Below are 18803 nucleotides of genomic sequence, written 5' to 3'. Positions count from 1 at the left end.
GGGATGCCCCTCGCCCGACGCCTGACGCTCGCCGACGCGGTCGCGATCGGTCTCGGATCCATGATCGGCGCGGGGGTGTTCACCGTGTGGGGTCCCGCCGTCGGGGCGGCCGGATCCGGCCTGTTCGTCGCACTGCTGCTGGCCGGGGTCGTGGCGTTCTGCAACGCGACGTCCTCGGCGCGTCTCGCCGCCGCGCATCCGGTCTCGGGAGGCGCCTACGCCTACGGCCGCGCCGAGCTGGGGCCGTGGTGGGGCTTCGTCGCCGGCTGGTGCTTCGTGATCGGCAAGCTCGCGAGCTGCGCGGCGATGGCGATGACGGTCGCCGCCTACGTCGTGCCGACCGCGTGGCAGCGGCCTGTCGCGATCGGCGTGGTCGCACTGCTCACCGCGGTCACCTGCTTCGGCGTCACGCGCACCGCGCGCCTCACCCAGGCGCTCGTCGCCGTGACCCTGCTGGGACTCGTCGTCGTGCTCGCGGCGGCGGGGGCGTCGCCGCCCTCGAGCGCTCCTGCGCCGCTCCCCGTCGGCACCGCCTACGGCGTCCTGCAGGCCGCGGGACTGCTCTTCTTCGCGTTCGCCGGCTACGCGCGCATCGCGACCATGGGCGAGGAGGTGCGCGACCCCGCGCGCACCATTCCTCGCGCCATCGGGATCGCGCTCTCCGCCGTGCTCGTCGTATACGTGCTGGTCGGCGCGGCGGTCGTGCTGACCCTGGGCGGTGCCGCGACGACGTCGGCCGCACCGCTCGTCGGGGTGGTCGACGTCGCCGGATGGCACGCCGCCGCGCCCGCGATCCGGGTCGCGGCGGCCGCGGCGGCGACCGGCGCGCTGCTGGCCCTGCTGTCGGGCATCGGCCGCACGTCGCTCGCGATGGCGCGGGAGCGCGATCTGCCGTCCGCTCTGGCCGCGATCGACCGCCGTCACCACGTCCCGCGCCGCGCCCAGCTGGCGGCGGGCGCTGTCGTGGTCGCCGTCGTCGCCGTCACCGACCTGCGCGGCGCGATCGGCTTCTCCTCCTTCGGCGTGCTGCTGTACTACCTCGTCGCGAACCTCAGCGCCGCTGCCCGCTCCCGTGCGGTGCCCCCGGCGTCGCGACCACCGCGCGCCGCATGGCTCGTCCCGGTCGCGGGCGCCATCGGCTGCGTCGCCCTCGCGGCGACGCTCCCGCCGCTCTCCGTCCTGATCGGCGTCGCCGTGGTCGCGGCCGGCGTCGCCCTCCGCGGGATCAGGATCGCCCGGGATCGGCGCCGGCGCGATACGACGACGCCGTGATGCCCAGCACCGCCCGGAAGTCGTTCGCCAGGTGGGCCTGGTCGGCGTAGCCGAGCTCGGCCGCGACGGTCGCCAGATCCGCGTCAGGATCGGTGCGGATCCGCTCCGCCGCCTCCTGCAGCCGGCGCCGTCGGATGATCGCGGCCGGCGAGAGGCCGACGTGCCGGTGGGCCATGCGCTGCAGCGTGCGCACGGAGACGGCCAGCCGGGCAGCCGCCTGCTCCGGCGTGCGCACCGACGCATCGGACATGAGCAGCTCGGACATCGCGTTCGCGTGCCGCGCGGGCGCCGTGACCTCCCCGACGCGCTCCCGCAGCCACGTGCACAGCACCGCGACCGCGCGCTCCCGATGCCCCTCCCCCGTCGCCATCGCGCGGGCGACCGCATCCGGCAGCCCCGGCGCGGGGAATCGCTCGACCCGGTCGAGCAGCGCGGACGGCGCATCGGTCAGCGCCGCCACGGCGGCCGGCCGCAGCAGTGCGCCGACGGCCCAGCCCCGGCCGGTCAGGTCCCGGGAGCTGACCCGCGTCGTCGCCCCCGACAGCACGGCGCCGCCCGCCTCGACCACGAGATTGAGCGCCGGGAACGAGACGAGCTCCTGCCGCGACGAGCACCCCGGTTCGATGTCCCACTCCGGGATCCAGCACCACTGCACGAGCTCCGCGGCGGCGGCCGGCGGCGGCAGCCGGTGGAACTGCGGCAGGCGCGCCGGATAGAGCACGCCCCGCGTCGGATCGACCATTCCTCGAGCGTAGGAGGCGGAGCCGACATCCGGGCGGAGGCCGGATCGGGCGGCGGACACCGTGGCGCGAATCTCCAAGCGCCGTCGCGGAGCGCCGTTCTAGCCTCGACCCATGAGCGAAGAGACCTCCCCCACCGGCGCCCTCGGCGCCACCGGCCGCTACACCACGAACGGACGGCCGAACTCGGCGACGTCCCTCACCCCCTTCCTGGCGATCCCCGACGCCCGCAGCGCGATCGCGTTCTACCGGGACGTCTTCGGCGCCCGCGTCGTCGATGTGACCGAGTTCGGCGGCGTGGTCGCGCACGCCGACCTCGACTTCGGGCTCGGGATGCTCCAGCTCGGCGATCCCAACCCCGAGTACGGGCTCGTCGCGGCACCCGGCGGCGACTCCGACTGCTATTCGATGGGGCTCTACGTCTCCGACGTGGACTCCGTCGTCGAACGCGCCGTGGCTGCGGGATCCACCGTGCGGGAGGCGCCGTCGACGTTCGTCTCGGGCGACCGCTACGCGAGCATCCGCGACCCGTTCGGGGTGCGGTGGTCGATCATGACCCGGGTCGAGGACCTCTCCGAGGAGGAGAGCGCCGCGCGCGTGGCGGAGTGGGCCGCGTCGTTCAGCGCAACGGAGGGCTGAGCAGCTCCTCGACCGTGTCGGGGAACCGGGCGGCCGAGGTCAGCGCCTCCTCGGCCGCCGCCACCACCGCCGGGAGCAGCGCCTCGGCGGTGCGGCGGTAGCCGAGGGCGCTCGGGTGGAAGCGGTCCAGGCTGAACATCTCCTCCGGCTGGTCGAAGAACATCGCCCCGACCGCCCGTCGCAGATCCACCGCGGTCGCGCCGTGCTCGATCGCCGCCTGCGCCTGCGCCGCGGCCAGGCGCCGCGACATCCGCGACGCGATCGAGCGCAGCGGCTGCGGCACGGGACGCAGCGCCCCCAGATCCGGGCAGGTGCCCACCACGACGCCGGCGCCGAGAGCGTGCAGCCAGCCGATCGCGTCCTCCAGGTGCTGCACCGAGAGCGACACCGGGATGCGGTGCGTCACGTCGTTCCCGCCGACCACCACGACGGCGACATGCGGCAGATAGTCCGTCTCGAGCGCGGCCAGCTGGGCGTCCAGATCGGTCGACTCCGATCCGACGATCGCCGCCGTCCGCAGCCGCACCGGGCGCCGCAGTCGTCGCGCGAGCCCCTTCGCCAGCCGGCCGCCGAGCGTGTCCTTGCGCCGCGGTGCGCCGAGTCCGGCCGCCAGGGAGTCGCCGAGCAGGAGGAGCTCCACGGGCTCGCCGGCCAGCCGGCGCCGCCACACCCGGTCCGCATCGACGGCGTCCTCGCCGAGCGGCTTGCCGATCCGCCTCCGCGCGATGCGCGCCTGGCGGCCCAGCGCGAGACGGGCCGCCACGGCGGCGCCCGCGATCGCGAGCCCGGCCGCGCCGAGCACGCCCGTGGAGAGCCTCAGGGACCGGATCCGACGACGGTCGACAGCGTCCATACGCCGATCAGACCGCATCAGGGTGAACGCCGCGTTACGCCGCGGCGGATCCTCGGCGGCGGCGAGCCGACCGGCCGGACGGGTCAGCTCAGCGGCTTGACCTCGAGCGCGTCCGGAGCCTCGCCCGCGCGCACCGGAGCGAACCCGGTGTAGCCGTCGGCGGCGGCCCGCTCCAGCAGGGCCTTGAGGTTCTTCGTGCGCCGTTCCAGCCGCACCCGCGCTCCGCCGGCGATGAGGGCCGCCTTGTGGGCGACGAGCTCCGCCACCGGGACGTCGGCGTCGTGCACCAGCACCACCGCCTGCGCCGCCGCGTCGTCCGCCGACTCGAGCAGGTCGACGATGCGCTCGAAGCCGATCGAGAAGCCGACCGCGGGCACCTGCTGGCCGAGGAAGCGTCCGATCATGCCGTCGTAGCGACCGCCGCCGCCCAGCGAATAGGACACGGAGGGGTGCGCGAGCTCCATGATCGTGCCCGTGTAGTAGCCCATGCCGCGCACGAGGAACGGGTCGAACTGCAGCGGGATCGGGTCGATCCCCTCCGCGGCGGGCCGCGCCGCGGCGACCGCCTCGCCCAGTCCCACGAGGTGCGCGACGAGGTCGTCCGGGGCGTTCTCCGGCAGCGCCTTGCGGATCTGCCGCTCGCCGTAGGGGTTGTACTCGAGCGTCTGCGGACGGTGCAGGAACGCCTCGAAGGCGTCCACCGCCGCGGCGGTGGCGCCGCGCTCGCGCAGCTCGGCGACGATGCCGTCGGGGCCGATCTTGTCGAGCTTGTCGATCGTGATGAGCACGCCGGGGCGCTCGTCCTCCGCGAAGCCGAACGCGTCCAGCATCCAGTCCAGCGCACGGCGGTCGTTCACGCGCACCATGCCCCCGATGAGGCCGAGGGCGTCGATCGTGTCGAGCGACGCGACGATGAGCTCGGCCTCGGCGCGCGCCGAGTCGTCGCCGATGATGTCGATGTCGCACTGCACGAACTGGCGGTACCGGCCCTTCTGCGGGCGCTCGGCGCGCCACACCGGACCGATCTGGATCGAGCGGAACACCCCGGGCAGCTGGCCGCGGTTCGTCGCGTAGAAGCGGGCGAGGGGCACGGTCAGGTCGTAGCGCAGACCGAGATCGCTGAGCGCGGCCGGGTCCTCCGCCGCGGCGGCGATGGCCTCGGCGTCGAGACCGCGGCGCAGGATGTTGAAGGAGAGCTTCTCGTTGTCACCGCCGATGCCGGCGTGCAGACGGTCGTACTCCTCGACGACGGGCGTCTCGATCTCGTCGAACCCGTGCGCGCGGTAGCGCTCGCGGATGACGGCGAGCACGCGCTCACGACGGGCCTTGTCGGCGGGGAGGAAGTCGCGCATCCCGCGCGGAGGATTGACCGTTGCCACGGATCCATTCTTCCAGGTCCGTCAGGGCGTCTCCGATCCCTCCGCGGCGCGCACCTCGTCCTCGAGGATCCTGACCCGCTCCCGCAGGGCGCGCTCGGCGTCCCAGCCGTGCGTGCGGGCCGCCACGACCAGGGCCAGCAGCTGGTCGCCCAGCTCGGCTTCGCTGAGCGCAGCGGGCTCCGCAGGAGGCGCGGGCGTCGGACCGACGATCGCCGGCGGCGGGTCCTCGTGAGCCGGCGCGGGCGGCTCTTCGGCGACCTCCACGCCCGCCTTCGCCGCGCGGCCCAGGATCTTCTGCGCACGGGACAGCGCGGGCATCCCCGGCGGGATCCCGTCGAGCACGCTGCGGCGATCGCGCTTCTCGGCGGCCTTCGCGGCGTTCCAGTGCACGAGGACCTCCTCCGGCGTGCGCGCGATCGCGTCGCCGAACACGTGCGGGTGACGCCGGGTCATCTTCTCGGCGAGCGTCCCGGCCACATCGTCGATGTCGAACGGATCCTCCGGATCCTGCGCCGCGATCGCCGCATGGAACAGCACCTGCCAGAGCAGGTCTCCGAGCTCCTCGCGGAGCTCCGCGCGGTCGTCCCGTTCCACGGCGTCGATGAGCTCCGCCGACTCCTCCACGAGGTACGGCACGAGCTCCCGGTGCGTCATGGCCTGCGACCAGACGCACCTCTCCCGCACCTGCCGCATGACCTCGGCGGCGGCGCGGAGCGGATCGGCCTGCTGCGGGAAGTCGGGGTCAGCGCTCACTCCAGGGCTCCTCTTCGTCGTCCTCGTCCTGCTCCTCCTCGGCGTCGCCGGCGGCCCGGTGCGCCCTCGCGCGCCACGACACCAGCACCGCGGCGATCACCAGCGCGATCACGGACCCGAGCAGCACGGCGAGGATCGCCTCGTCGCGCACATCGGGGTGCGCCGCGAAGGCGAGATTGGCGAGCAGCAGCGAGACCGTGAACCCGATGCCGCCGAGCGCTCCGGCCGCGAGCAGATCCGGGAAGCGGATCGCGGGCGGGGTCCCGGGCGGACGGATCCGCTGGGCGACGAGACCGAACAGCGAGACGCCGAGCAGCTTGCCCACCGGCAGCGCGACCAGGATCGCGAAGAACGCCGGGGACAGCGCCTCCACCGGGACCTGCGGGATCACCACGAACGCCGCCACGAACGCGAACAGCGGCAGCACGAGCCCGTTCACCCACGGCTCCAGGACGTGCCGGGCGCGATCCGAGGCGCGGGGCGCCATCACGAGGCCGAGCATGACGCCGGCGATCGTGGCGTGCACGCCGGAGGCGGCGAACAGCCCCCACGCGACGATCCCGACGACCACCATGAGGACGATCAGCACCGGCCGCGACCACCCGTCCCGCCGCAGCAGGCGGCTCAGCACCGCGAACACGACGACCGCGACGAGCCCCAGCGCCAGCAGCACGAGGTCCAGGCCGTGCGCGAACAGCACCGCGATGAAGACGATCCCGACGATGTCGTCGAGGATGGCGAGCGCGAGCAGGAAGGCCCGCACGGCCGACGGCAGTCCTCGCCCGAAGACGGCGAGCACCCCGAGGGCGAAGGCGATGTCGGTCGCGGTGGGGATGGGCCACCCGGTGGCGCTCGGCCCGCTGCCCGCGATGAGCAGGTACAGCGCGATGGGCACGAGGATCCCGCCGGCCGCGGCGATCGCCGGCTGGATCGCGGCGCGCAGGCTGTTGAGCTCGCCGCGGGTGAGCTCGTACTGCAGCTCGAGCGCGACGACGAAGAAGAAGATCGCGAGCACCCCGTCGGACACCCAGTGCGCGACGGACAGATCGAGCCCGGTGCCGGGCACGGCCAGGTGCGCATCGAGGATCCCGGCGACGGTGTCATGCGTCGGGAGGTTGGCCAGCAGCAGCCCGAGGCCCGCGGACGCGAGCAGCAGGATCGCGGGGAACTGGGCGGATCTCAGAAGGCGGCTCGAGCGACTCATCCGTTCCACCGTATCGCGCCCGCCGTGCCGTCACGCGGGAGGGAGGAGACGGATGGCATACCTCTCCGCGCGCGCCGTCACGCTGGTCTCCGGGCGCGCCGCGTCGGTTTACGCTCGAACCGTGACCCCCGACACAACCCATACCGAAGCCATCCGCATCGCCATGCGGTTCGAGGCAGGGCGCGAGCTGCCCGAGGTGATGCGCGCGGACGTGCGCATGCTCGGAGCACTGCTCGGCCAGGTCCTGCGCGAGTCCGGCGGCGACGACCTGTTCGACGACGTCGAGCGCCTCCGCCAGGCGACGATCGAGGCGTACACCGACGAGTCGGCCGAAGCCTTCGACCGCGCCACGCGCATCGCCGAGGAGTTCTCGGTGCAGCGGGCCGACGAGGTCGCCCGCGCGTTCACCGCCTACTTCCACCTCGTGAACCTCGCCGAGGAGCACCAGCGCGTGCGCGTGCTCCGCGAGCGCGGCGACGACCCCACGACGGGCTCGGGCAACGGCGCGAGGACCGACACGGTGGCGGGCGCCTTCGCGCAGCTGACCGCCGAGGTCGGCGAGGAGGAGGCGCGCCGCCGCCTCGGCGCACTGCGCTTCCACCCGGTGTTCACCGCCCACCCGACCGAGGCCCGTCGCCGCGCGGTGTCGTCGAGCATCCGGCGCCTCGCCGACCTGCTCAGCGCGCACGATGCCGCGGCCCCCGGAAGCGCCGATGCGCACCGCGCCCGCCGGCGCATGCTCGAGGAGGTCGACACGCTCTGGCGCACGGCGCCGCTGCGCGCGCAGAAGCCGGAGCCCACCGACGAGGTGCGCACCGTGATGAGCGTGTTCGACGAGACGCTGTTCACGACGGTGCCGCACGTGTATCGCCGCATCGACGACGTGCTCCGCGGCGAGGAGTCGGGCTCGACGGCGCCGATCGTCCCCGCGTTCGTGCGCATCGGCACGTGGGTCGGCGGCGACCGCGACGGCAACCCGTTCGTGACCGCCGCGGTCACCCGTGAGGCGGCGGCCATCGCCGCGGACCACGTGCTGCGCGGTCTCGAGCGCTCTCTGGAGCGGATCGGCCGCACCCTCACGCTCGATGCCGAGGGCACGCCCGCGTCCGCCGAGGCGACCGTCCTGTGGGAGGCGCTGCAGGACGCGCACCCCGAGGTCGCCCGGGAGGTCGCCACCCGCTCCCCCGGCGAGCCGCATCGCCGGATCCTCCTGCTGCTCGCCCATCGCGTGGAGGCCACCCGCCTCGGCGACGAGGGCGCCTACACGGATCCCGAGCAGCTGCTCGCCGACCTGCGCGTCGTGCAGACGTCGCTGGAGGGCGCCGGCGCGCACCGGCATGCGTTCGGCGGCGTGCAGCACCTCATCTGGCAGGTGCAGACCTACGGCTTCCACCTCGCCGAGCTGGAGGTGCGCCAGCACTCCCAGGTGCACGCCAAGGCCCTCGCCGAGCTCGACGCCGCGGCGGGCGGATCCGACGGTTCCATCAGCGCGCAGACCGAGGAGGTGCTCGCGGTCTTCCGCACGGTCCGCGAGATCCAGCGCACCTACGGACCGCGGGCCGCGGGACGCTACGTCGTGTCGTTCACCCAGTCGGCCGACGACCTCGCGAACGTGCACCGCCTGGCCGCATACGCCTGCGGCGACGACCTCCCGGTGCTCGACGTGGTCCCGCTGTTCGAGACCTTCGCCGATCTGCAGGCCGCCCCGGGGATCCTCGCCGAGATCGTCGCGCACCCGGCCTTCGCCGCACGGCTGGCGGCGACCGGCCGACGCCTCGAGGTCATGCTCGGCTACTCCGACTCGTCGAAGGACGTCGGGCCGGTCGCCGCGAACCTCGCCCTCTACGAGGCGCAGGCCGAGATCGCCGCCTGGGCGCAGCGCGAGGGAATCGAGCTCACGCTGTTCCACGGCCGCGGCGGCGCGCTCGGACGCGGCGGAGGGCCGGCGAACTCCGCCATCCTCGCGCAGCCCCCGCACTCGGTCGACGGCCGGTTCAAGCTCACCGAGCAGGGCGAGGTCATCTTCGCGCGCTACGGTGAGCCGGCGATCGCGATGCGGCACATCGACCAGGTGACGGCCGCGACGCTGCTGGCGTCGTCGCCGGGCGTCGAGCAGCGCAACAGCGCGGCCGCGGCCCGGTTCGCCGAGGTGGCCGCCACGATGGACCGCGCCTCCCGGGAGCGCTTCTTCTCCCTCGTGAAGGCGCCGGGGTTCGCCCCCTGGTTCGCCACGGTCACGCCGATGGAGGAGATCGGGCTGCTGGCGCTCGGATCCCGGCCGGCGCGCCGCGGGCTGTCCGTCGAATCGCTCGAGGATCTCCGCGCCATCCCTTGGGTGTTCGCCTGGACCCAGGCGCGGATCAACCTGGCCGGCTGGTTCGGCCTCGGCACGGCGCTCGAAGCGGTGGGCGACGAGGACCTGCTGCGCACGGCCTATCAGGAGTGGCCGCTGCTGCGCACGATGGTCGACAACGTCGCGATGAGCCTGGCGAAGACGGATCCGCGCATCGCACGGCGCTATCTCGGCCTCGGCGACCGCGACGATCTCGCCGCCCTCGTGCTCGAGGAGATGGAGCTGACCCGGTCCTGGGTGATCCGGCTCACCGGCGGCGAGCGCCTGCTGGAGAACAAGCCGATCCTGCAGCGCGCGGTCGCCATGCGCAGCCCGTATGTCGACGCGCTGTCGCTGCTGCAGCTGCGCGCACTGCGCGCCCTCCGCGCCGGCGAGACGGCCGCTGAGGGTCTCGAAGGGCCCGCACCGGACCCCGAACTGCAGCGCCTGCTGCTGCTCTCGGTCAGCGGCGTCGCCGCCGGTCTGCAGAACACAGGCTGATCAGAGGCGATTTCTTGCGGATTCCTCATTCCCGTCATGACCTCGGGGGTGAGGAATCCGCTGTATTAGAGTGAGGTTTCCGCCGTACCCGGCTGTCTGCGCACGACACGATCACCCGCGCTCCCTCCGCATCCCCCTCCCGAAGGCATCCCGAGTGACCGACATCATCACCGAACCGACCACCACCGATTTCCATCCGCTCTCCCCTCTCGCTCAGCCGATCTTCGACGGCGTCCTCGCACTGAACCCGAACGAGCCGGAGTTCCATCAGGCCGTGCACGAGGTGCTGCATTCGATCGGCCCCGTGCTCGAGCGGCACCCCGAGTACGTCGACGCCGGGGTGCTGGAGCGCCTCGTCGAGCCCGAGCGTCAGGTGATCTTCCGGGTGCCGTGGGTGGACGACGCCGGCAGGCTGCAGGTGAACCGCGGCTACCGCGTTCAGTACTCCTCGGTGCTCGGCCCGTACAAGGGCGGCCTGCGCTTCCACCCCTCGGTGAACATCTCGATCATCAAGTTCCTCGGCTTCGAGCAGATCTTCAAGAACGCGCTCACCGGCCAGGGCATCGGCGGCGGCAAAGGCGGATCGAACTTCGACCCGCACGGCCGCAGCGACGCCGAGATCATGCGGTTCTGCCAGTCCTTCATGAACGAGCTGTACCGCCACCTCGGCGAGCACACCGACGTCCCCGCCGGCGACATCGGCGTCGGCGGACGCGAGATCGGCTACCTGTTCGGCCAGTACCGCAAGATCACCAACCGGCACGAGTCCGGCATGTTCACGGGCAAGGGCATCGGCTGGGGCGGCGCGCAGGTGCGCACCGAGGCCACCGGCTACGGCGCGGTCTTCTTCGCGCAGGAGATGCTCGCCGTGCACGACGAATCCCTCGAGGGGAAGCGCGTCGGCGTCTCCGGATCCGGCAACGTCGCCATCTACGCGATCCAGAAGGCCGCCCAGTTGGGAGCATTGGCCGTGACCGCGTCCGACTCCTCCGGCTACGTCGTCGACGACGCCGGCATCGACGTGGAGCTGCTGCGCCGGATCAAGGAGGTCGAGCGCGGCCGCATCGTCGAGTACGCGAAGCGCCGTCCCGGCGCCCGCTTCGTCGAGGGCGGGTCCGTGTGGGAGGTGCCCGTGGACATCGCGGTGCCGTCGGCCACCCAGAACGAGCTGGACGGCGCGAGCGCCGCCGCGCTCATCGCGAACGGCGTCCGCGCCGTCTCCGAGGGCGCCAACATGCCGAGCACCCCGGAGGCCGTGGCCCTGTTCCAGGACGCGGGCGTGCTGTTCGCCCCGGGCAAGGCGGCGAACGCGGGCGGCGTGGCGACCTCCGCCCTCGAGATGAGTCAGAACGCGGCGCGCCAGCGCTGGGGCTTCGACGACAGCGAGCAGAAGCTGCGCGACATCATGGCCGACATCCACCACGCCGCGTTCGACGCCGCCGAGCGCTACGGCGTTCCGGGCGACTACGTGGCGGGGGCCAACATCGCCGGCTTCGAGCGGGTCGCGAACGCGATGCTCGCACAGGGCGTGATCTGAGCCGGATCCGCTCCCACGCCGAAGCGCCGGTCCCGTTCCCCGGGGCCGGCGCTTCGCGATTCCGGGGCTAGCGCGCGCCGGTCGGATCCCGTTCGTCGTCGAGGTCGTCGTCGAGTGGGCGCTGCGGCGCCGGCACGGGAAGCTTGTTGAACCCGGTGACCGCCTCGTTCTCGTCGAAGGAGGCGACCTTGCGACGGAACCCGCGCGTCAGCACCAGCAGATAGAGCAGTCCGATGACCGCCCAGACCGTGCCTCCGATGAGGGCGTCCTGGTGCAGGTTGGCCCAGAGCAGGCCGGTGAGCAGCATGCCGATCGCGGGCATCACGATGTAGCGGAAGATGTCGCCGGGAGTCTTGCGCCGCCCCTTGCGGATCGCGAACCAGGCGATCACCGACACGTTCACGAAGGTGAACGCGATGAGCGCGCCGAAGTTGATCCAGGCCGCGATGAGCTCCAGCGTGAACGGGATCGCGAGCAGGCAGATCGCGCCGACGAGGACGATGTTGAACGTCGGGGTGTGCGTGCGCGGGTTGATGTAGCCGAACACCTTCTTGGGCAGCACGTTGTTGCGCCCCATGACGAGCAGCATGCGCGAGACCGAGGCGTGCGAGGCGAGGCCCGAGGCGAGCGTCGCGCAGAAGCCCGCCGCGGTGAGGACGGCGCGCAGCACGTCGCCGCCGACGAGGTGGCCGATGATCGGCAGCGTGGAGTCCTCGACGTACTGCATGTCGCCGCCCGGCGCGAACTCGTTCCAGTCCGGGAACCGCAGCTGCGTGAAGTAGGCGGCGACGAGGAAGATCGCCCCTCCCAGGATCACCGTGAGCAGGATCGCCCTCGGCATGATCTTCGGGTCCTTGGCCTCCTCGGCGTACATCGTCACGGCGTCGAATCCGATGAACGAGAAGCATACGATCGTCGCGCCCATGAGCACGGCGCCCAGGGTGACGCCGTCGTGCAGGAAGGGGGCGACGGACGCGACCGTGCCGGCGCCGTGCCCCTGCGCGAGCTGCGCGATGACCATCACCACGAACACCGCCATGACGATGATCGAGAACACCAGGAGGACCATGTTCGCGTTCGACGTGCCGCGCATCGTCAGGTAGATGATCGCCGTCACCAGGACGCAGTAGATCACGACCCAGATCCAGCCGGGGATGTCGGGGAAGAGCGCCTCGAGGTAGCTCCGGATGATGAGGCAGTTCACCATCGGGAGCAGCACGTAGTCGATGAGGGACGTCCAGCCGACCATGAAGCCGAGGTTCGGGTGGATCGACTCGCGGACGTACGTGTACGCGGATCCCGCGCTCGGGATCGCGCTCGCGATCTTGCCGTAGCTGATCGCGGTGAACACCATCACGACGAGGGCGACCAGGTACGCCGCGGGCACGGCGTTCGCGGTGTCGCGGCCGACCATGCCGAAGGTGTCGAACACGACCGTCGGGGTCATGTACCCGAGGCCGAGGCCGACGATGGCCCAGAGGCCGAGGTTCCGCTTCAGCGTCCCGCCGCCCTGCGCGAGCGGCTTGGTCTTCATCGACATGCATCCTCCTCTGGATCTGCGGACCCGCCGGCGGCGTTCGGGCGCCGGGCGGATGCTCGCTGCGCAGCGCTGCGCAATCGATTGGAGAACATTATGCCGGTCGAGCGGATCCCTCGCGACCATCGATTCTCACGAGGGATTCCGCACCGGATCCTGAAATCCGCATCGATATCCGCAGATCGGGTCGTCGGCTCCGCTCACCAGCCCTCGGCGAGGACCCGGTCGAGCGCCGCCACGACGTGGTCCGCGCTGCCGGGCGTCAGGCACAGCGGCGGCTTGACCTTCAGGACGTTCGAGCGCTCGGAGGTGGTGAGCACGATGACGCCGAGCTCGCGCAGCCGCTCGCAGATCGCCGCCGCCTCGCTCGCGGCCGGCTCCATGCTGGTGCGATCGCGGACGAGTTCGACGCCGAGATAGAGGCCCTCGCCGTGCACCGGACCGATCAGCGCGTGGCGCTCGGCGAGCGCGCGGAAGCCGTCCGCCAGCCGGGCGCCCACGACGCGGGCGTTGTCCTGCAGTCCCTCCTGCGCCATCGCGTCGAGCACGGCAATGCCCACGCGGCAGCTGAGCGGGTTGCCCCCTGCGGAGGAGAAGAACTGGCCCTGGGTGGCGAGGGCATCGGCGACCCGCTGCGAGGTGATGACCCCGCCGATCGGGAAGCCGTTGCCCATCGGCTTCGCGATCGTGACGATGTCGGGCACGACCGCGGACTGCTCGAACCCCCAGAACGTCGATCCCATCCGGCCGAAGCCGACCTGCACCTCGTCCGCGATGCAGAGTCCGCCGGCGGCCCGCACGCGGGCGTAGGCGTCGGCGAGGTAGCCGTCCGGGAGCAGCACGCCGCCCGCGTTGCCGAGCACAGACTCGCAGATGAACCCGGCGACCGGGCGCCCGGCGGCGGCGAGCCGATCGAGATCCGCCCCGAGGTCGGCCGCGTACCGTGCGCCGGTGCCCTCTCCCCGGTAGGTGCCGCGGAACCGGTTGGGCACGTCCGCGACGTGCACCCAGTCCGGACGGGTGGCGAGCGCATCGGGGTTGTCGTAGGCGCTCGTCGTGACCGCGTCGCTGGCCATCGTCCAGCCGTGATAGGCCTCCCGCAGCGACACCACGGTCCGGCGCCCGGTGGCCGCCTGCGCCAGCCGCAGCGCGAGATCGACCGCCTCGGAGCCGCTGTTCACGAGCAGCACGGTGTCCAGCGCCTCCCGGTCGGCGTCGCCGCGGCGGGCCTGCTCCGGCAGGAGCGCGAGCAGCCGCTCGCTGTACTCGGCGAGCTCCCGGTACAGGAACCGCGAGTTGGTGTTCAGGATCCGAATCTGCCGGTTCACGGCGTCGGCCACGCCGGGATGGCCGTGCCCGAGGCCGGTGACGTTGTTGACCATGTCGACATAGGCCCGTCCGGTCGTGTCGACGAGGTGGTGCCGCCAGCCGCGCTCGATCTGGGGCGGCCGCTCGTAGTAGCGCTCCTGCGCGCTCGCGAAGATGCGCGTGCGCCGGGCGAGCTCGGCGGATGCCTCGTCCTCCTGCGCGAGTCGCGGAAGACCGAGCCAGGGCGCGGGGTCGGCACTGAACCGGCGCCAGGCGGGCACCCGATCGGGCTCGACCAGGTGGGCGCCCTCCGCACCCGCGGGCGGCGCAGGAGCCTCCGTCGACAGCACGCGGACCACGAGCGAGCGCACCTGGGCGCTGGCGGCCAGCACGCCGAGCGCGGCGCCGGCGACGACGTCCGTCGTCCCCGGCCCTCGGAGCTCCGCCCCGGCGATCTCGAGCGCCCAGTGCTCGGACAGCAGGATCCGGACCGCCGTCGGGCCGAGCGGCACCGCGCGTCCGGACGCCGGAGCCCGCAGGGCGACCTCCTCCCCCGCCGGCAGGTGGATCACCGCGGCGATCGGCCAGGTCGCCGCGGCATCCGCGCTGTCGATGCGCGTGCGGGTGAGCCGGTAGACGCCGTAGGGCATCACCGCCGCCGCAGCGCCGCGGGTGAACGCGGCCCGCACGAGGGCGTCCTCGGCGTCCGGATCGAGCCAGGCGCCGGCCGCGAGATCCTCGGACTCGACGCCCGGATCGATGATCGCGACGTCTCCGCCCAGGTCGGGCAGGAGAGCGGCGAGCGGTCCGGGCGCCGCGTCCGCCGGCGCCGGGGCCGGCACGGCCGGGGGGAATCCCAGGCGGTCCAGGACGAGCTCGACGACCTCGGCGAGCGGGACCGCCGTCGCGGCGTCGAAGATCGCCTGTTCGCCGGCGATGCGCTCCCTGGCGTAGTCGTTGCCGCCGTCGATCGCGAGCTGGTGCCAGCCGCTCGCGACGAGCAGCGCCGCCCGCAGCACGATCAGCGGCCACACCGCGCGGCCCTCCGCCGCGCTGAGCGGCGCGTCGGCGTGGAACGCCGCGATGGTCTCGAGGACGCGCAGAGGGCGCTCCGGCTCGTGATGCAGCATCGACGAGGCGCACACCGCGAGCTCCGCGACCCGCCAGCCGAGCGCGAGGTCGCCGAGATCCAGCACCGTGCGCGGATGCAGCCGGGAGTCCGATCCCCGCTCGCCCATGACGTTGTCGTCGGTGAGGTCGCCGTGGACGGGCTGGACGGGCAGCTCCGCCGCGACGGTCGCGAGGGCGCGCTCCGCCTCCGCGATCGCGATCTCCACCTCTCCGCGCAGCGCCGGATCCCCGATCGACGGCAGCAGGCGCCTGGCCTCCTCCGCGGCGACCCGCATGTCCCACATGTGCCGGCGGTCGAGACCGGGATGCCCGAGCGCGGACAGGGCGTTCACCGAGGCCGCGGCGAGCGCGCCGAACTCGCGCAGCACGACGGGGGCGAAGTAGCCGGCGTCGACCATCGCCTCTCCCTCAGCGAAGGCGCTCCGGCGGACCGACAGTCCTCGCCAGCGCTGCGTGAGGACACCGTCGAGCCCCGGCAGCGCCGCGGGGACCGCGACGCCCGCCGCACGATAGGCGTCGAGAGCGGCGTGCTGGGCGTCGCGGGCGCTGTCGCCGAACACCGGATTGTCGACCCGGAGCACGCTGCGGGTGCCGTCCCCCTCGGTCAGCAGGAAGTTGCGATCCTGGTTGCTGCCGAGCTCGGTCGCCGTGACCGCGATCCCCCAGTGGTCGAGGGCGATCGCGACGGCGTCGGATGCGGTGACGTCGGGGCGCACAAGACCCCCGGCGGGCTGTTCGGGCACAGCGGTCCCTTCGTTCGGAGTGGGAGGGTCGGAGGGCGGATCGCTCAGAACACGCGGTCGTCGCTGTGCCGGGCGAGGGAGCGCGCGTACCGCTCGGTCAGCTGCACCATCAGGTCGGGGGTCGAGCGGTCGACGCCGAACACGTAGCCGGGGAAGTCGAGCTCGTGCTGCGCCTCCCAGATCGACTCGTGCTGCTCGGGCGAGAGGATCCGCACCGGGTCTCCGACCGCGACCCAGCCGATCGGCACGACGCTCTCCGGCGGCAGGGTCGTGCGCAGGTGCACGACCGCGTTGATGCGCACTTCGCTGCGTGCGCCGATCACGGCCCCGTTGAAGATCCTGGTCCCGGTGGCGAGGAAGACCTCCTCGGCGATCGTCGCGCCGGAGATGCTCGCCATCGGCCCCACCAGCACGTGGTCCGCGATGTGCACCGGGTTCGCGGCCGTGGCGCGGATGAGCGCGTTCTCCATCACGATCACATGCTCGCCGAGGGTGATCGGGCCGCCCTCGGCCGTGATCACCGCGCCGTGCAGGACCTGGCAGTTCGGCCCGATCGTGACGTCGCCGGAGATCACGGCGGACGGCGCCACGACGGCGGTGTCGTGGACACGGGGCCGAGCCCCGAGGTGCTCGTACATCATGTGACGAGCGTAGTGCCGCGCCCCGGTTTCGTCAGGCTCCCGCGGGGCGGCGGCGCCGGGAGTCGGCCCCGGCACCCCGCGTCATCCGGCTCCGGCGAGCCCCCGACCTCGGGGAGCGAACCCGGGTTCGCTCCCCGAGGTCGGGGGATCATCGGGAGATTTCCACAGGACTCGACGGCATGCCACGGAGGAACGACCGCCCCGATGGCACGATAAGAGTGCCGCACCGAGGCGCGACGCGGCAGCTCTGGGGGGCCAGCATGCACAACGATCGACCACAGCCTGGTCACGCACTCATTCACGTGGGCATCGTCGACGATCATCCCGTCGTCAGTCTCGGCGCTGCCGCAGTCCTGAACACCCAGCCCGACATCTACGTCACGGCGACGGCGACCACGGTCGAGGCCCTGCAGGCCTACGGCCAGTGGCTCGACGTCGTCCTGCTGGATCTCGGGCTCGCGGACCTCACCGACTTCCGCCGCAACATCCGGCTGCTCTCGAACGACGGCGCCCAGGTCCTCGCCTTCGCGACGGACGCCCGCCCGAAGACGATCCGGGATGCGATGCGCGCGGGGGCCGTCGGCGTCGTGCAGAAGGCCGCGACGACCGAGGTCATCGTCCGGGCCGTCCGCCAGGCGGCGCACCGGGACCACCCCGGCTCGGCTCGCCCGGACGGCGACGCCTCGCCCCGGGATGCCGGTCTGAGCAGCCGGGAGCGCGAGGTGCTGGCCCTGTACGCCGCGGGCGACACCGCCGCGCGCGTGGCGGAACGCCTCTTCATCTCCCGGGAGACCGTGTACGACCACATCCGGCGCATCCGGGGGAAGTACGCGGTCGTCGGGCGCCCGGCGCCGTCGAAGGTGGATCTGTTCCATCGCGCCGTCGAGGACCGGGTGATCGCGGGGCGGTAGCGCTCCGCGCGTCCGACAGCGATCCCGCGGTCCGGGCCCGATCCACGAAGTTGAGGTAAACACCGTCCCGGTTGAGGGATCCGCGCCGAATCCCGGTGCCGGCACCCGGCGACCTGCCAGGGTGGGAGCGTCGCCGGGGATCTCGGATCCGCTCCGCACCCTCCGGCACCGCGCATGCACATCGCCATCCGGGGGGAGGTGAGTCAGATGCCCATGCCCCGTGACCGTCCGCGTCCATCGCGCCCGCCGCGCGCGCCGACGCCGGGTCCGCCGAGGCCTGCGATCGCAGCGACCGGGGACACCCCGGTCGCACCCCGAGCCGGCCCCGCTCCCCGCTGCAGGGGCACCATCCGACGTTCCTCCGATCCGCAGAGGCCTGACTCTTCACCACCATGGACTTCGTTCTCACCAACCTCCCCTCCCTCGTCCTGATCGCGCTCTCGGGCGGCGCCTGCCTGCTCCTGCTGGCCACGCGGCGCAGCGCGCGGTGGTTCGAGCGCCGCTTCCGGAAGGGACACGTCCTGCGCGGCACGCTCGCGGTCGCCCTCGTGCTCGTCCTGAGCGTCATCGTGACCGCTCCGCCGCTGCGCACCCGGGGAACGGTCCTCGTCCTCTTCGCGCTCACGATCGTCGCGCTGCTCGTGGTCACCTCCGTCGCCGCCGTGCAGCTGCGCCGAAAGGGCGCTCCGGCCCGGAGCCGGCGGAGGATCCTCGCCATCGGCGCGCACCCGGACGACATCGAGCTCGCCTGCGGCGCGACCCTCGCCAAGCTCGCCGATCGCGGTCACGAGATCCGGACGGTCGTGATGACCGCGGGATCCTCGGGGGGCGACGCCCCGACGCGGCTGCGCGAAGCCCACCGCGGCTCGCGGCACCTCGGAGCGGGGACCACCGACGTGCACGAGCTGCGCGACACCCGGCTCGCGCGGGACGACCGCGCGATGGTGCAGATCATCGAGCGCGCCATAGAGGACTTCGCGCCGGACCTCGTCCTCACCCATTCCAAGAACGACTACCACCAGGATCACGAGGCGGTGCACTTCGCCACCCTGCGGGCCGCACGTCGGCACGGCTCGGTGATCTGCTTCGAGAGCCCCTCGGCGACGGGCGACTTCGCCCCCGTGCTCTACGTGGACGTGACCGAGCATCTCGAGGTCAAGGTCGATGCCGTCGAGCTGCATCAGGACCAGCGCGGCAAGCCGTACATGGCGGCGGAACGGGTGCGCGCCGTCGCCGCCTTCCGCGGCGCCCAGGCGCGGGCGCGATTCGCCGAGGGCTTCGAGGTCGTGCGCCTCCAGGGCTTCGCGACGGAGGGTCTGTGA

The 18803-nt window shown here is 72.7% G+C and carries 14 protein-coding genes; 6 read left to right on the top strand and 8 right to left on the bottom strand.

The window, feature by feature from the left end; all coding sequences use genetic code 11:
* Positions 1-3: 3 nt before the first annotated feature.
* Positions 4-1272 (top strand): APC family permease, encoded by a 1269-nt coding sequence (locus tag WFJ01_RS10090; RefSeq protein WP_336628941.1) that lies wholly within the window; start codon positions 4-6, stop codon positions 1270-1272.
* On the opposite strand, the gene WFJ01_RS10085 is transcribed toward WFJ01_RS10090, so the two are convergent.
* A complete protein-coding gene (locus WFJ01_RS10085) occupies positions 1226-2014 on the bottom strand; it encodes a helix-turn-helix domain-containing protein (protein ID WP_336628940.1) in 789 nt (262 codons plus the stop codon). The genes WFJ01_RS10090 and WFJ01_RS10085 overlap by 47 nt on opposite strands.
* A gap of 112 nt (positions 2015-2126) precedes the next feature.
* On the opposite strand from WFJ01_RS10085, the gene WFJ01_RS10080 reads away from it, so the two are divergent.
* Complete coding sequence (locus tag WFJ01_RS10080; RefSeq protein ID WP_251445159.1) at positions 2127-2651, top strand: VOC family protein; 525 nt, start codon at positions 2127-2129, stop codon at positions 2649-2651.
* Here the strand turns inward: WFJ01_RS10080 and WFJ01_RS10075 are convergent.
* The 4 genes from WFJ01_RS10075 to nhaA form a co-directional block, all read right to left on the bottom strand.
* A complete protein-coding gene (locus tag WFJ01_RS10075; protein ID WP_336628939.1) occupies positions 2632-3504 on the bottom strand; it encodes an SGNH/GDSL hydrolase family protein in 873 nt (290 codons plus the stop codon). The genes WFJ01_RS10080 and WFJ01_RS10075 overlap by 20 nt on opposite strands.
* Before the next feature lie 83 nt (positions 3505-3587).
* Positions 3588-4856, bottom strand: a complete 1269-nt coding sequence (locus tag WFJ01_RS10070; protein ID WP_336629082.1) for a histidine--tRNA ligase — start codon at positions 4854-4856, stop codon at positions 3588-3590.
* A gap of 48 nt (positions 4857-4904) precedes the next feature.
* The gene (locus tag WFJ01_RS10065; protein WP_336629081.1) at positions 4905-5576 is read right to left on the bottom strand and encodes a MazG family protein; all 672 of its coding nucleotides are present in this window, start codon (positions 5574-5576) and stop codon (positions 4905-4907) included.
* Between the two features lie 49 nt (positions 5577-5625).
* Entirely contained in the window at positions 5626-6840 is a 1215-nt protein-coding gene (gene nhaA, locus WFJ01_RS10060; RefSeq protein ID WP_336628938.1) for a Na+/H+ antiporter NhaA, read from the bottom strand.
* A 163-nt stretch (positions 6841-7003) separates the two neighbouring features.
* On the opposite strand from nhaA, the gene WFJ01_RS10055 reads away from it, so the two are divergent.
* Positions 7004-9673, top strand: a complete 2670-nt coding sequence (locus WFJ01_RS10055; protein WP_336629080.1) for a phosphoenolpyruvate carboxylase — start codon at positions 7004-7006, stop codon at positions 9671-9673.
* Between the two features lie 166 nt (positions 9674-9839).
* A complete protein-coding gene (gdhA, locus tag WFJ01_RS10050) occupies positions 9840-11210 on the top strand; it encodes an NADP-specific glutamate dehydrogenase (RefSeq protein ID WP_292881907.1) in 1371 nt (456 codons plus the stop codon).
* A 67-nt stretch (positions 11211-11277) separates the two neighbouring features.
* On the opposite strand, the gene WFJ01_RS10045 is transcribed toward gdhA, so the two are convergent.
* The 3 genes from WFJ01_RS10045 to WFJ01_RS10035 form a co-directional block, all read right to left on the bottom strand.
* Positions 11278-12750, bottom strand: coding sequence for an APC family permease (locus tag WFJ01_RS10045; RefSeq protein ID WP_336628937.1), 1473 nt, complete (start codon positions 12748-12750; stop codon positions 11278-11280).
* Between the two features lie 197 nt (positions 12751-12947).
* A complete protein-coding gene (locus tag WFJ01_RS10040; protein ID WP_336628936.1) occupies positions 12948-15929 on the bottom strand; it encodes an aminotransferase in 2982 nt (993 codons plus the stop codon).
* A 44-nt stretch (positions 15930-15973) separates the two neighbouring features.
* Positions 15974-16570 carry a gamma carbonic anhydrase family protein gene (locus tag WFJ01_RS10035; protein WP_336628935.1) on the bottom strand — a complete coding sequence of 199 codons (597 nt, stop codon included), beginning with the start codon at positions 16568-16570 and terminating at the stop codon, positions 15974-15976.
* A 302-nt stretch (positions 16571-16872) separates the two neighbouring features.
* On the opposite strand from WFJ01_RS10035, the gene WFJ01_RS10030 reads away from it, so the two are divergent.
* Entirely contained in the window at positions 16873-17481 is a 609-nt protein-coding gene (locus tag WFJ01_RS10030) for a response regulator transcription factor (RefSeq protein ID WP_251445179.1), read from the top strand.
* A 392-nt stretch (positions 17482-17873) separates the two neighbouring features.
* Positions 17874-18803 carry a PIG-L deacetylase family protein gene (locus tag WFJ01_RS10025; RefSeq protein WP_336628934.1) on the top strand — a complete coding sequence of 310 codons (930 nt, stop codon included), beginning with the start codon at positions 17874-17876 and terminating at the stop codon, positions 18801-18803.

This window comes from Microbacterium sp. MMO-35 (assembly GCF_037147555.1).
GTDB lineage: Bacteria > Actinomycetota > Actinomycetes > Actinomycetales > Microbacteriaceae > Microbacterium.
The sequence above is the reverse complement of the archived record's forward strand: the minus strand, read 5'-3'. Positions and strand labels throughout refer to the sequence as shown.

Coding starts and splice junctions, on each gene's coding strand:
- WFJ01_RS10090 (WP_336628941.1), top strand. CDS start 4: ATGCCCCTCGCCCGACGCCTGACGCTCGCCGACGCGGTCGCGATCGGT.
- WFJ01_RS10085 (WP_336628940.1), bottom strand. CDS start 2,014: ATGGTCGATCCGACGCGGGGCGTGCTCTATCCGGCGCGCCTGCCGCAG.
- WFJ01_RS10080 (WP_251445159.1), top strand. CDS start 2,127: ATGAGCGAAGAGACCTCCCCCACCGGCGCCCTCGGCGCCACCGGCCGC.
- WFJ01_RS10075 (WP_336628939.1), bottom strand. CDS start 3,504: ATGGACGCTGTCGACCGTCGTCGGATCCGGTCCCTGAGGCTCTCCACG.
- WFJ01_RS10070 (WP_336629082.1), bottom strand. CDS start 4,856: ATGCGCGACTTCCTCCCCGCCGACAAGGCCCGTCGTGAGCGCGTGCTC.
- WFJ01_RS10065 (WP_336629081.1), bottom strand. CDS start 5,576: ATGCGGCAGGTGCGGGAGAGGTGCGTCTGGTCGCAGGCCATGACGCAC.
- nhaA (WP_336628938.1), bottom strand. CDS start 6,840: ATGAGTCGCTCGAGCCGCCTTCTGAGATCCGCCCAGTTCCCCGCGATC.
- WFJ01_RS10055 (WP_336629080.1), top strand. CDS start 7,004: ATGCGGTTCGAGGCAGGGCGCGAGCTGCCCGAGGTGATGCGCGCGGAC.
- WFJ01_RS10045 (WP_336628937.1), bottom strand. CDS start 12,750: ATGTCGATGAAGACCAAGCCGCTCGCGCAGGGCGGCGGGACGCTGAAG.
- WFJ01_RS10035 (WP_336628935.1), bottom strand. CDS start 16,570: ATGATGTACGAGCACCTCGGGGCTCGGCCCCGTGTCCACGACACCGCC.
- WFJ01_RS10025 (WP_336628934.1), top strand. CDS start 17,874: ATGGACTTCGTTCTCACCAACCTCCCCTCCCTCGTCCTGATCGCGCTC.